The sequence below is a fragment of the Pseudomonas sp. lyk4-TYG-107 genome (assembly GCF_030209055.1).
In the GTDB taxonomy this organism is placed as follows: domain Bacteria; phylum Pseudomonadota; class Gammaproteobacteria; order Pseudomonadales; family Pseudomonadaceae; genus Aquipseudomonas; species Aquipseudomonas putida_A.
This window is the reverse complement of record NZ_JARVST010000042.1, coordinates 1-11670: the sequence shown is the minus strand read 5'-3', so window position 1 is coordinate 11670 and position 11670 is coordinate 1. Positions and strand designations below refer to the sequence as shown.

General features: G+C 60.3%; 13 protein-coding genes and 1 pseudogene. 6 read left to right on the top strand and 8 right to left on the bottom strand.

All coding sequences use genetic code 11. The annotated features are described in order from the left end of the window. On the bottom strand, positions 1 to 247 hold a 247-nt coding region (locus QRN61_RS27220), incomplete at its 3' end, for a hypothetical protein (protein WP_285376376.1). Between the two features lie 124 nt (positions 248 to 371). Continuing rightward, entirely contained in the window at positions 372 to 941 is a 570-nt protein-coding gene (locus QRN61_RS27215; protein ID WP_285376374.1) for a chorismate mutase, read from the bottom strand. Between the two features lie 127 nt (positions 942 to 1068). On the opposite strand from QRN61_RS27215, the gene QRN61_RS27210 reads away from it, so the two are divergent. Together QRN61_RS27210 and QRN61_RS27205 are read left to right on the top strand one after the other, a co-directional pair. Beyond that, positions 1069 to 2427 (top strand): MATE family efflux transporter, encoded by a 1359-nt coding sequence (locus QRN61_RS27210; protein ID WP_183782703.1) that lies wholly within the window; start codon positions 1069 to 1071, stop codon positions 2425 to 2427. Positions 2428 to 2525: 98 nt separating this feature from the next. Continuing rightward, positions 2526 to 3086, top strand: a complete 561-nt coding sequence (locus QRN61_RS27205; protein WP_285376372.1) for a YceI family protein — start codon at positions 2526 to 2528, stop codon at positions 3084 to 3086. 15 nt (positions 3087 to 3101) lie between these two features. Here QRN61_RS27205 and QRN61_RS27200 read toward each other — a convergent pair whose 3' ends face one another. Together QRN61_RS27200 and QRN61_RS27195 are read right to left on the bottom strand one after the other, a co-directional pair. Continuing rightward, positions 3102 to 3314, bottom strand: a complete 213-nt coding sequence (locus QRN61_RS27200; protein ID WP_027614713.1) for a YXWGXW repeat-containing protein — start codon at positions 3312 to 3314, stop codon at positions 3102 to 3104. A 41-nt stretch (positions 3315 to 3355) separates the two neighbouring features. Continuing rightward, positions 3356 to 3679 (bottom strand): YXWGXW repeat-containing protein, encoded by a 324-nt coding sequence (locus QRN61_RS27195; protein ID WP_223008049.1) that lies wholly within the window; start codon positions 3677 to 3679, stop codon positions 3356 to 3358. A gap of 179 nt (positions 3680 to 3858) precedes the next feature. Between QRN61_RS27195 and QRN61_RS27190 the strand changes: the two genes are divergently transcribed. After that, positions 3859 to 4545 carry a GNAT family N-acetyltransferase gene (locus tag QRN61_RS27190; protein ID WP_115990153.1) on the top strand — a complete coding sequence of 229 codons (687 nt, stop codon included), beginning with the start codon at positions 3859 to 3861 and terminating at the stop codon, positions 4543 to 4545. Between the two features lie 199 nt (positions 4546 to 4744). Here the strand turns inward: QRN61_RS27190 and QRN61_RS27185 are convergent, their stop codons facing one another. Further along, on the bottom strand, positions 4745 to 5383 hold the full coding sequence (locus QRN61_RS27185) for a TetR/AcrR family transcriptional regulator (protein ID WP_096795609.1): 639 nt from the start codon (positions 5381 to 5383) through the stop codon (positions 4745 to 4747). 86 nt (positions 5384 to 5469) lie between these two features. Here QRN61_RS27185 and QRN61_RS27180 point away from each other — a divergent pair, with 86 nt between their 5' ends. Then, positions 5470 to 6057 carry an NAD(P)H-dependent oxidoreductase gene (locus tag QRN61_RS27180; RefSeq protein ID WP_027614717.1) on the top strand — a complete coding sequence of 196 codons (588 nt, stop codon included), beginning with the start codon at positions 5470 to 5472 and terminating at the stop codon, positions 6055 to 6057. Between the two features lie 93 nt (positions 6058 to 6150). On the opposite strand, the gene QRN61_RS27175 is transcribed toward QRN61_RS27180, so the two are convergent. Continuing rightward, positions 6151 to 7269, bottom strand: coding sequence for a DmpA family aminopeptidase (locus tag QRN61_RS27175; protein WP_285376362.1), 1119 nt, complete (start codon positions 7267 to 7269; stop codon positions 6151 to 6153). Between the two features lie 163 nt (positions 7270 to 7432). After that, positions 7433 to 8548 carry a polyamine ABC transporter substrate-binding protein gene (locus QRN61_RS27170; protein ID WP_285376360.1) on the bottom strand — a complete coding sequence of 372 codons (1116 nt, stop codon included), beginning with the start codon at positions 8546 to 8548 and terminating at the stop codon, positions 7433 to 7435. 111 nt (positions 8549 to 8659) lie between these two features. Here QRN61_RS27170 and QRN61_RS27165 point away from each other — a divergent pair, with 111 nt between their 5' ends. After that, a complete protein-coding gene (locus QRN61_RS27165; protein ID WP_285376357.1) occupies positions 8660 to 9439 on the top strand; it encodes a helix-turn-helix transcriptional regulator in 780 nt (259 codons plus the stop codon). 591 nt (positions 9440 to 10030) lie between these two features. Beyond that, positions 10031 to 10405: a DUF6124 family protein gene (locus tag QRN61_RS27160; protein ID WP_285376354.1), complete on the top strand. Its 375-nt coding sequence runs from the start codon at positions 10031 to 10033 to the stop codon at positions 10403 to 10405. A 126-nt stretch (positions 10406 to 10531) separates the two neighbouring features. Here the strand turns inward: QRN61_RS27160 and QRN61_RS27155 are convergent. Further along, positions 10532 to 11670, bottom strand: a pseudogene (locus tag QRN61_RS27155) (hypothetical protein); the annotation flags it as partial.

Below are 11670 nucleotides of genomic sequence, written 5' to 3'. Positions count from 1 at the left end.
CTTCAGCGACACGGCGTTCTTGCAGACGATCCGAACCACCTTCAGCGACACGGCGCTCCAGCAGACGATCCGAGCCACCTTCGGCAACACGGCGCTCCAGCAAACGATCAGAACCACCTTCAGCCAGACGGCTTTCAATCAACTTGTCCGAGCCGCCTTCAGCGACCAAGGTGTGAACGGGTGTTGCTGCAAAAGCGTTAACTGCAAGAACCGAGAAAGCGATGCCGAGGATGGTTTGGCGTTTCATGATCGTGTGCTCCGGGGTGTATTGGGTTGGTATGGAGCTGATGTTACGCCGCGGATTTTTTATGAGAACTTCATTGGCGTGATGGTGACTATCGACGCCAGCGATGTATGCCGCAAGTCCGGATTCAGAGCTTCTGCGCCCGAATGCATAGTTCTCCGGTGGCCCGGGTCAGGGCCAGATCATGCAGTGCGTCGTGTGTCAGGCCCTGTCGGGCATTGGCCAGCCAGACCGGGCAATTCGGGTCGCGGCGATGCGGCGCGAAGTCGGTGTACTGGCGCAGCAGGCGGGTTTGCAGCTCGTCCAGGCGCGGACGAATCTGCTTCGCCAGATCCGGTCGCGGGGTGTCCGGCGCCGCACCAGCCGCCTGCCATTGCGCGAGCAATCCGTACTGCACCAGTTTGTTTGCCTCCATTTGTGCAGCGATCAACTGGGCGACTTCTTCGGGCTCGAGCTGGTGTTCGGTCGCCAGGGTGCGGGCATTGGCGATGACCTGGGCTTCGCGCGGGCTGTCCTGAATCGGCTTGCCACTGTCCCATTTGGTCAGGGCGACGAGGTCGCCGATGTTCAGGCGTTCGTTCAAGGTTGTCAGCAACGGACGCAACGATTCGGAGGAAACCGGGGGCTCGGCGGCGCCGGCAGCGTGGCTGAACAGAACCAGCAGGGAACAGGTCAGAGCATTTCGCAACGGAGTCATGGGCAGGCGCGTTCCACAAAAAATAGTGCCGACATTTAAGCCTTGAGCAGAGGCGATGTCGACCCGACTTTATCCCGCCCATCTAGCGTAATATCCCTCGCATCTCCCACCCCGAGAACGATCCTCAATGCAAACCCCCAGCACCATCAAACCGCTCTGGCAAACCTACCTGCTGTTCCTTGCGCCGATGGTGTTGTCCAACTTCCTGCAATCGATGTCGGGCACGGTCAACAGCATTTACATTGGGCAGATGCTCGGTACGCAAGCGCTGGCGGCGGTGTCGGGGATGTTTCCGGTGATCTTTTTCTTTATCGCGCTGGTGATCGGCCTGGGCGCGGGCGCCGGGGTGTTGATCGGCCAGGCGTGGGGCGCGCGCGAGGCACACATGGTCAAGGCGATCGCCGGGGCAACGCTGTTGCTGGGGGTGTTGATCGGCTTGCTCGCGGCGGTTCTGGGCAGTGTATTTGCGCGGCAGGCCTTGCAGGGGCTGGGGACCCCGGAGGATGTACTGGACGACGCAGTGGCGTATGCGCATGTGATGATGTGGATTCTGCCGTCGATGCTGGTGTTTGTGCTGTTCACGCAATTGCTGCGCGGAGTCAGCGACACCGTGTCGCCACTGTTGGCGCTGATCGTGTCGACCTCGGTCGGGCTGGCGCTGACCCCGGCGTTGATTCGTGGCTGGTTCGGTCTGCCACAGTTGGGCATTCAAAGTGCCGCCTTCGCCGGCCTGGCCGGTAACCTGTCGGCCATGACGTGGCTGGCTTGGCGGCTGATTCGCAAGGACCATCCGCTGGCGCCGGACCGCGAGTTCTTCGCGGCACTGCGCCTGGACGCGGCGATTCTCGGCAAGGTGCTGCGCATCGGCCTGCCGACCGGGGTGCAGATGATCGTGTTGTCGCTGTCGGAGCTGGTGATTCTGGCGCTGGTCAACCAGCACGGCTCGCAGGCGACAGCGGCCTATGGCGCGGTGACGCAGATCGTCAACTACGTACAGTTTCCGGCGCTGTCGATTGCCATCACCGCCTCGATCCTTGGCGCCCAGGCCATTGGTGCCGGGCAACTGCAACGCCTGGCAGCGATCCTGCGCACCGGGCTGTTGATCAACGTGTGCCTGACCGGCGGTTTGATCGTGCTCGGTTACCTGTTGTCGCACTGGTTGCTGGGATTGTTCCTGACCGAAGATTCGACCCGGGCGATGGCTGAGCACTTGCTGCACATCATGCTGTGGAGCCTGTTGGTGTTCGGCTTCCAGGCGATCATCGGCGGCATCATGCGCGCCAGCGGAACGGTGCTGGTGCCGGTGATTATTGCGATTGTCTGCGTGGTCGGCGTGCAGTTGCCGGCAGCTTACTGGCTGGACGGTCAGTACGGTTTGCAGGGCGTTTGGATGGCGTTCCCGGTGGCGTATCTGGGCATGCTGGTGTTGCAGACGCTGTATTACAAACTGATCTGGCAGCATCAGAAGATCGAGCGGCTGGTCTGAGCCCGAGCCACATCGGCAGACAAATGACATGGCGCATTCGCCGGTTGTTTGCTTAAGTCAGTCGAGGCCTCGAAGGTTTGCCCTGTCCGGAGAATCCCATGCGTGCCCGATTCACCGCTGTGGCACTGTTTGCCTGCCTGTGCGTCACGAGCGCGGCGCAGGCCGCTGAATACAACCGCGTCAACACCACCGCCAGCCAGATCAACTTCACCTACAACCAGATGGGCTCGCTGATGTACGGCACCTTCGGCAAGTTCGACGCGACACTGCAGTTCGACAGCGACAACCTCGCCGACGCCCACACCACATTGCACATCGACCTCAACAGCATCGACGCCGGCAGCACCGACGCCAACACCGAACTGGTGAAACCGGCGTGGTTCGATACGCAGCGCTTTCCCGTGGCGGTGTTCGAGTCCAGTCGTTTTACCCGGGTCACGGGCAATCATTATCTGATCGTCGGCCAGCTCACCCTCAAGGGCATCACCCGCGAGGTGCAGGTGCCGGTCGAGCTGAAACCGGACAGTTCGATCGGCATTTTCGACGGTGAACTGGTGCTCAAGCGTGACCAGTTCGGACTCGGGGCGGGGGAGTGGGCGGACACTGTGGTGTCCAACGACATCGCGATCAAGTTCAAGGTGGTGGCGCCACAGCAGTGACGCCAGCCGCTCAGTTCAATAGGCGCGCCAGTGTCCCGGTGCCCAGCGCCATTCACGTCCATCCCAACGATAGTGACCGGCGACCCAGTGATAACCGGGCGCTGGCATGACCGGCACGACTTCCACCGGCGGCGGTGGCCGATGCGGCCGTACCGGTTCGACAATACAGCCCGACAGGGTGATCGCGACCAGTGAGGCGGCGAGCAGGGTTTTCAGGTTTCGCGACATGGTGGTCTTCCCGGTAGATAAGTTGTTGTTGCCGAGCGGGCTCAACGGGCCCAGTGGCCTTCGACCCAGTACCAGTTAGGACCGCGCGCCTGCCAGTGGCCTGGTCGCCAGTGCGCGCCGTACCTCACCGGTTGCCAATGACCGGGCATCCACACGTAGCCGCGTCCTTCCCAGCGCCAATGGCCCTGATCCCAGACATAACCGGGGCGCGGGCCGGGCATCACTTCCATGCGCATCGGCGGCGGTGCCTGCTGAATGTAAACCGGGGGTTGTGCAAACACCGGGGTGCTGGCCAGCGCTGCCAGGGTCAGCGGCACCAGCAACAAGGCTTGCCGCCATTTGAACAGTGAACGCAAAACGCTCATGACAACTCCTCAAGGCCTGCGTGAAAAAAGTGAACGCAGCTGAAGAATTGGACGCCAAATCGACGAAAGATCCGCTCCACGGAGGATGAAATTTTCTTCAGGTCAACCGCGAGCTCCTACATAAAGCAGGTGGCGGGACACGGTATGATGTCGCGGTTTTCCGCCGGAGTTCAGTTGTCATGCCACGCATCACCCACTACAAATCCCCATGCCCCGAAAGCGTCAACAGCCAGATTCTGCAACTGGTGGTCGATTACCTGACCGACATCAGCGCGGTCGGTCTTGGCCCGAGCAATCTGCTGTACAACGTCTATCAGTACGCGGTCGGCTATGAGGTGCATCTGTATCTGGAGGCGCTGAATGGCGAGAAGGGCACCGAGGTGGAATTGCTGGTGGCGACGGCCGAGGACGACCCGGAGCGGGTCATAGGTTTCCTCTTGTACCTGCCGGTGCAAGGCGATTGGGAAGCGTGCAGCGTCGCCTACATGGCCGTGCGCGAAGGCTATCGTCGCCAGGGCGTGGCGCGGGCAATGATCGGCGAGATGATCGGCCGTTATCCGCACGCCGAGCTGACCTGCAGTGTCGGCAAAGTGCCGTACTTCGAGGCGCTGGGTTTCGAGGTGATCGGCGCGCGCGAAACCCAGGTGCTGATGAGCACCCGGCATTACCGCAGCAATGGCCTGCGCGGTTTCATCGACACCACACCGATCTATCGCTCGCTGGAAGTGCAGCAGATCCACACCTACCTGCTGCAGAAAAACGGCAAGCGCGCGATGCTCGATGCCGAAAAACAGCGCGACCGGCATCTGGATCAAACTACCCGTCACGTCGAAGAATTTGTCCGTCAGCGCCTGACGCTGCACTGAGTCCTGAGTCCGGCGCAAAAAACGGACAAAAAAAGAGCCTCAAGGCTCTTTGATGGGGAGAAGTAGAGCCCATGAGGCTCAAGCTGCGCATGAAACAGGGAACAGGCTTGATTTGGGGTTCAGAACACCCGTTCCCTACGCAGTCGCTCAGGAGTGAAGCGCCTGCGTACCTTCATCATGGGAACGCGCGGGGGCTGACTCAAGTACCGCTAGTCGCACGGGCGGCGGCCCGTTCCACCATCGCGATGATGGTCGCGAACAACTCGTCCTTCGCTTGCCCGGCACTGATTTCAGCACTGGCGGCAGCATTCGACAACGCCTCGGCGGCACCGAGCATCGCGCGCAAACCGGCCTGGGTGATTTCCCCGCCAGCAGCCAGCGGTTGCAGCACACTGCGGCACTTTTCGAGGAAGATTGCCTCGTAGTCGCGCTTGATCTTTTCCAGCTCCGGCGTGCTGCCCAGCGCGGCAATCACTCCAGGAATCTCATTGCCCTGCAATAACACGCAATCGACGTACGCCGTGGCGATCACCGTCGCGGTGTCGATCAGCGTTGGCGGGCACTGGTCGATCGCTGCATCCATCACCGCAGTCTGGCGAGTATCGAAGTCGCGATACAGCGCCGCGAGCAAGCCCGAGCGAGTGGTGAAGTGGTCGTAGACCACCGGTTTGGTCACCCCGGCCTTGTCCGCCAGATAACCCAGGGTCAGGGCATCGGTGCCCTCGGCCCGAATGATCTGCCAGGCGACGTCGAGCAACTGGCGGTTGCGATCTTCGCGCGACAGGCGACGTCGCGGTTGGGCAGGGGAATCGGCTTCGGTCATTTCTGTGGTTGACATTGTTTATATACCAAACGTAACTTACTGTTCGTAACTTACCAAGAGTATATAGCCCTTGGTCAGCGCAAACTTACAGGAGAATGACCATGCACGCATTGATTGTTGTGGCGCATCACGAACCGCGTTCGCTGACCCACAGCGTGGCAACGCAGATTGCCGAGGGCTTGACCCGCGCCAACCCCGCCAATACCCGGGAAATCGCCGATCTTTACGCCGAGGGATTTCAGCCGGTGTTCGGCGCAGCGGATTTCGCCGTGCATCACCGTGAGGCGCGGCCGCCAGCCGACGTATTGGCGGAACAGGCACGGATTGATCGGGCTGACGCTCTGGTGCTGGTATTCCCGGTGTACTGGTGGTCGATGCCGGCGTTGCTCAAGGGTTGGATTGATCGGGTGTTCAGCAACGGCTGGGCGTTTGATTTCGCTGGCGACCTCAAGCATGTGAAGAAGCTGCAGCGCCTGCGCGTGCATCTGGTCGGGCTTGCAGGGGCCGATGAACGCGCCTACGAACGCCACGGTTATGGCCCGGCGATGAAGGCGCAGATCGAACACGGGATTTTCGATTACAGCGGGGCGACGGTGGTCAGCTCGACGCTGATGGTGGAATCGGAGGTGCGTGATCCGCAGGAGCATCTGCAGACGGCACGGCACATCGGCGCCCAGATGTTCACCTGAACCTCACCTCCTGTAGGAGCTGCTGAAGGCTGCGATCTTTTGATTTATGAAAGCAAGGTCAAAAAGATCGCAGCGTGCCGCAGCTCCAACAGGTCAGCGGGCGCCGGGCCAGCCGGCCTTGGCGAGGGCGGCGAGCAGTGTTTCCTTATTCAGCCCCGGCACCGCATGCCCGTTGCCCTCGGTGCTCTCGCTGGCGAGCAGGGCGTTGATGATCGCTTCTTCGACCGCCTCGGTAGCCGCGAGGAACAGCTCGCTGATGTGGTCGTTGTTGACCATGCGCAAGCCGTCGCAGGTCGGCGCGCCTTTGCCCTCGTAGGCGGCGGGCGGCACGTGATCGTTGCCGGTGGCGAAGGCGATGAAGATGTCGCCGCTGTGGTCTTCGTTACCGCCGCCGCTGCGCGCCAGACCGAGGCTGGCGCGTTGCGCGAGACGCGTGCATTGATGCGGCAGCAGCGGTGCGTCGGTGGCCAGGCAGACCACGATCGAACCCATGCCCGGATGCGGCAGCGAAGCCCGCAGGAACGGCGAATCCACCTGCTCCATGTAGCGACCCACCGGATAACCGTCGACCCGCAACTCGCTGCGAATGCCGTGGTTGGCCTGGACGATCGCGCCCACCGTCCAGCCGCCCTGAGCGCTGCTCAAACGGCGTGACGCGCTGCCGATGCCGCCCTTGAATTCATGGCAGATCATGCCGCTGCCGCCACCGACGGCGCCTTCTTCAACGGCACCGGCATGCGCGCAATTCAGCGCCTCGGCGACATGTTCGGGCTTGACGTGAAAACCATTGATGTCGTTGAGCAAGCCATCGAAAGTTTCCAGCACCACCGGCATGTTCCAGTAAAGGCGCCCGTCGTCCGGTTGCTGTTGGCGATCCAGCGCAATCAACGCATCGCGCACGACGCCGAGGCTGTGGGTGTTGGTGAAGGCGATGGGACAGGTCAGCAGCCCGGCCTCGCGAATCCACTCAAGGCCGGTGGCATCGCCATTGCCATTGAGCACATGCACCCCGGCGAAGCACGGTTGCTGGTTGGTCGAGCCGCGACGCGGTTCGATCACCGTGACGCCAGTGCAGATGTCACGTCCGCTGTCGCTGCGGCCACGCGCGTTACTGTGGCCGACGCGCACGCCGGGGACGTCGGTGATGGCGTTGAGCGGGCCGGGTTGCAGTTGGCCGATACGGATGTTGAGGTCACGGGCACGGGGTTTCATGGGATGTCTCTCTATAAAAAGGCAGAAATGAATGAGCGGGGCTGAACACGAAACCCTGTGGGAGCGTGGCTTGCCCGCGAAGGCGGTGTGTCATTCAAAGGAGATGTTGACTGACCCGACGCATTCGCGAGCAAGCTCGCTCCCACAGGGAAATGTGTTGGGGTTACTGGCCGTTCTTGACCTTGCTCCACACCCGCGTACGCACGCGTTCGGTGGCTTTGGGCAGCGGTTCCAGGGTGTACAACGTGGCCATCGCCGCGGCCGACGGATACACCGCCGGGTTATCCCGGGTGGCCGCAGCCACCAGTGGCGTCGCGGCGCGGTTGCCGTTGGGGTACGACAGGTGATCACTGACCGGCGCGATCACTTCCGGGCGCAGCAGGTAGTCGATAAACGCCAGACCCTGAGCGCGGTTCGGCGCATCCTTGAGCAGCACCAGCGTGTCGAACCACACTGGCGCGCCTTCCTTGGGCAGGCTGTAGGCGATCTTCACGCCGTTGTGCGCCTGCTCGGCGTTGGTCTTGGCTTCGAGCATCGCCCCGGACCAGCCCACCGCCACACAAATGTTGCCGTTGGACAGGTCACTGATGAATTTCGACGAGTTGAAGTACGCGATGTGCGGGCGCAATTTGAGCAGCAGCGCTTCGGCTTTCTGATAGTCCTCGGGCTTGGTGCTGTTGGGCGGCAGCCCGAGGTAGTGCAGGGCCACCGGGAGCATCTCCGACGGCGAATCAAGCATCGCCACCCCGCACTGGCCAAGCTTGGCGAGGTTCTCTTCCTTGAACACCAGATCCCACGAATCCAGCGGCGCCTTGTCGCCGAGCGCGGCGCGCACTTTGTCGACGTTGTAGCCAATGCCATTGGTGCCCCACAGATAAGGCACGGCGTATTGATTGCCGGGATCGTTGTTGGCCAGTTTTTTCAGCAGATCGCTGTCCAGATTGTTCCAGCCCGGCAGTTGATCGCGCGGCAGCGGGGCAAGGGCACCGGCCTTGATCAGCGTCGGCAGGCTGAAGTTGCTCGCCACCACCACGTCGTAACCGCTGCGGCTGGTCAGCAGTTTGCCTTCGAGCACTTCGGCGCTGTCGAAGGTGTCGTAAACCGGTTGAATGCCGCTGTCGCGCTTGAAGTCAGCCAGGGTCGTGGGGCCGATGTAGTCGTACCAGTTGTAGACGTGCACGCTCGGTGCGTCGGCGGCACTGGCGACGGATGCGACGCCAAAACAGGCGAGCAGGCCAAGGTTGATGCCCCGGTTGATATAGCCACGACGACAACGCATGATGCGGCACTCCTGGCCTGCGGCAGGCCGGTGATTGACAGGAGTGCTCAGCCTATCCGGGCGGGCACGCCTGACCCATTCCCATCATGGGTTACTCAAAAGGGGTAGAGCGTGGACGCGTTGTTGCAGGAGTTGCCGGTGCACCAAAGTCTGGCGCGGGTATTTGCCGCCGTCGGCCAGGACGCTTTCTGGCGCGCGCTGGTCGACACGCTGCGCCTGCTGGTGCCGCTGGACAACGCGCTGGTGGCGCTGATGAAGGCGGGGCAGGCACCGCAATTGCTGATCGACTTCGACAGCAAGGGCCGCGCCGACGAGCAGGAAGAACTGGCCAGCTACAGCGCCGGGATGTACCTGCTCGATCCGTTCTACCAAACCGCCTCGACCGGCATCGCCGACGGCCTGCACAGCCTGGCTTCGGTGGCGCCGGACCAGTTTTTGCACAGCGAGTATTACCAGAGCTACTTTCGCTCGGTGGTCGGTGAGGACGAGTTGCAGTTCATGATCAACATCGAGGGCGGCGTGCTTGGCCTGTCACTGGGGCGCTCGACGGCTTTCGACCTGGCCGAGCAGGGCCGTCTGCTGTGTGTGCGCGACTGGGTGTTGGCGGCGATGCGCCGACACGTGCAGCTGTTGCCGCCACAAGGGACCGGCAGCGAGCCGGTGGCGGGGGATCTGGCAACGCTGCTCGATCGCTTCGATGCGCGCCTGACCACCCGCGAAGTCGACACCGCGCGGCTGATTCTGCAGGGCTTCTCCAGCAAGGCCATCGCCCAGCAGATGGGCATCTCGCCGGAGACGGTGAAGGTGCATCGGCGCAATCTCTATCACAAGCTCAATGTGACCGGGCATGGCGAACTGTTTGCGCTGGTGCTGCGCCCACCCACCCCCTGACCCACCACAAATTCCTGTGGGAGCTGGCTTGCCTTCGATGACGCCCTTACAGCCAACCAATCCCAAACTGAATGCACTCAGTCAAATTGTGGGAGCTGGCTTGCCAGCGATGGCGGCCTGCCAACCGACCAACCTCCCACCTGAATGCACTCATTCCAACTGTGGGAGCGGGCTTGCTCGCGAAAGCGGCCTATCAGACAAAATCAAAACAACAGAGCAAACCCCGCAAATAAACATAACCCCGCAACCACGTTTAAAGTACATGAACCGTTACGCCATAACGGCTACAACGCCTTGCGCCGTTACCTACGCGTACGCCAGAATCCGCCGGCCTACACGGCTATGCGACGGGCTTATCGTTTCCCTGTCACTGAAAATCAGTGATCGGGTTTGGTAGCCCGTCTGTAATAGCTGTATGGCAACACCTTTGCAGTCCCTTTGTGGGGCTCGTTTTTATGGTGGTCATGCGTGGGGCTCACTCGTGAGCGCCGGGTTCCTATTGCAGCCGGTCTACCAACCCGCGTATGGCCACCACCCCTCGTTTGGTAGCGAGAGTGATGGCTCCTGAATAACTGCAATAGGAGTACATCGATGTTCAAAGCCACACCCAATCCCCCGGACACTTCGATCCCGTACGACCCAGCCCTCGACCCGCAGAAGATAAAAGCGGCCACCGACCGCGCCATCAACTTCTACCTCAACCCCGGCGCCCTGAAGATCTCGATCCCTTCAACCTCGTCATGCAGGGCGAACAGAATCTTCCTCATCGACCCCACCGTGGACGAAGAAACCTTGCTCGTCGAAGCCCGCGAATCGTTAGCCGCCGCCAGCGGTATGGCCCGCGACATCGGCGACGCCGTCGACAACTCACAACGCCGAGCCATGCTGATGCTGTATCAGGTGATCATGCCCAGTGAACTGATGGTCAACCGGGTACTGGACGGTGGTGATTCAGGCGCTGGATAATGTTGTGCCATAGCAATAGGTGCCAGGGGACGAATTAATGAATCCGTCATATGGCACCTCAGTATGACCACGCCTCCCATGAGCTGCGGAACGCTGAATTATTTCTGTTGTATTGAATTTTTTTGGTCAGCCGTATAGCTCGAATTTATCAAAATACAAGTGCTGCCCCAAAATTCCACGAATTTCCATGGATGCAATTCCTTCATTTGAGAAAGAAAGTTGCTGCTGAGGACCATCTATAGCATTAAAGCTCTTTGATCCTAGTTTTCTTCCGTTGCTATCAAAGTAATCAGATTGAGCACTTGCATTTGGAGATTGGTTTATGGCGAATTCATACCAAAAATCTACTCGTCGGTACGTTTTCAGAAAGCGAATCCTGAAGTTAAATGAGCCGGGCACGCCGTCACCACGTACTTTTGAGATAAATAGCACACCCCCACTTAAACCGACCCCTGGTCTCCCATAAGGCATCACGGTCCCCATATAATGTTCCGCACTTGTAATTGCCGTGATCTCCATTGTGCTGAGTCTTTTCGTTTGCCCCATATATATGGTCCATTTAGCCTCACTTTCAAAATCCTCTTTAGTTATCGAGGCGGCTACAGTGAAAGTTCTAGGCTGACTGTCCACAGGGTTAACTGGGTACAATGCGCGTGCAATCAGACTATGGCCTCCGATCGTTAGGCCCGAGATGTGAAGAGACCATAGTTCGTTACTGTCCACAGAGATAACTGGCCCCACTTGGACGCCATTATCATAAATTTGCAGTGGTTGTCCTGCCGGACCTTCGCCGCTTACAGTTACGTTAGTGTCATAAGTAGTAGCACCAGGGTTTACGGTTCCTTTAGAGTCGGTGACCATGGTGATGCGAGGAGTGAATAAACTGGCAACATTAACGACACGCGGCGGATCCGACACTTCCCCACTGCCATACAGAGCAGTGGCGGTGAACCTGTGGGAGGCGGCGCTCAGGTTCCTTGCCGTGAACACCCAGTCACCACTCTGTGGATTGACGTCGGCCGTGGCTATCTCGATGTTGCCGTCCTTTATCAGGACTTTCTGACCTTTAGCCCCTTTTCCTTTGAGCGTGACCGTGGTGTCGAAGGTCGTGCCATCTGGGAGAATCTCTACTCCTTTCGAGTCTTCCGCACGAGTGATGGTCGGTGGGTTATTGGCCGTCACCGTCAACGTCCACGCCGCGGATACCTGACCACTGCCATACAGCGCGATGGCGGTGAAGCTGTGAGCGGCCACGCTCAAGCCTG

Bases quoted from the DNA above. Each gene is read 5' to 3' on its own strand.
- QRN61_RS27215 (WP_285376374.1), bottom strand. From the start codon at position 941: ATGACTCCGTTGCGAAATGCTCTGACCTGTTCCCTGCTGGTTCTGTTC.
- QRN61_RS27210 (WP_183782703.1), top strand. From the start codon at position 1,069: ATGCAAACCCCCAGCACCATCAAACCGCTCTGGCAAACCTACCTGCTG.
- QRN61_RS27205 (WP_285376372.1), top strand. From the start codon at position 2,526: ATGCGTGCCCGATTCACCGCTGTGGCACTGTTTGCCTGCCTGTGCGTC.
- QRN61_RS27200 (WP_027614713.1), bottom strand. From the start codon at position 3,314: ATGTCGCGAAACCTGAAAACCCTGCTCGCCGCCTCACTGGTCGCGATC.
- QRN61_RS27195 (WP_223008049.1), bottom strand. From the start codon at position 3,679: ATGAGCGTTTTGCGTTCACTGTTCAAATGGCGGCAAGCCTTGTTGCTG.
- QRN61_RS27190 (WP_115990153.1), top strand. From the start codon at position 3,859: ATGCCACGCATCACCCACTACAAATCCCCATGCCCCGAAAGCGTCAAC.
- QRN61_RS27185 (WP_096795609.1), bottom strand. From the start codon at position 5,383: ATGTCAACCACAGAAATGACCGAAGCCGATTCCCCTGCCCAACCGCGA.
- QRN61_RS27180 (WP_027614717.1), top strand. From the start codon at position 5,470: ATGCACGCATTGATTGTTGTGGCGCATCACGAACCGCGTTCGCTGACC.
- QRN61_RS27175 (WP_285376362.1), bottom strand. From the start codon at position 7,269: ATGAAACCCCGTGCCCGTGACCTCAACATCCGTATCGGCCAACTGCAA.
- QRN61_RS27170 (WP_285376360.1), bottom strand. From the start codon at position 8,548: ATGCGTTGTCGTCGTGGCTATATCAACCGGGGCATCAACCTTGGCCTG.
- QRN61_RS27160 (WP_285376354.1), top strand. From the start codon at position 10,031: ATGTTCAAAGCCACACCCAATCCCCCGGACACTTCGATCCCGTACGAC.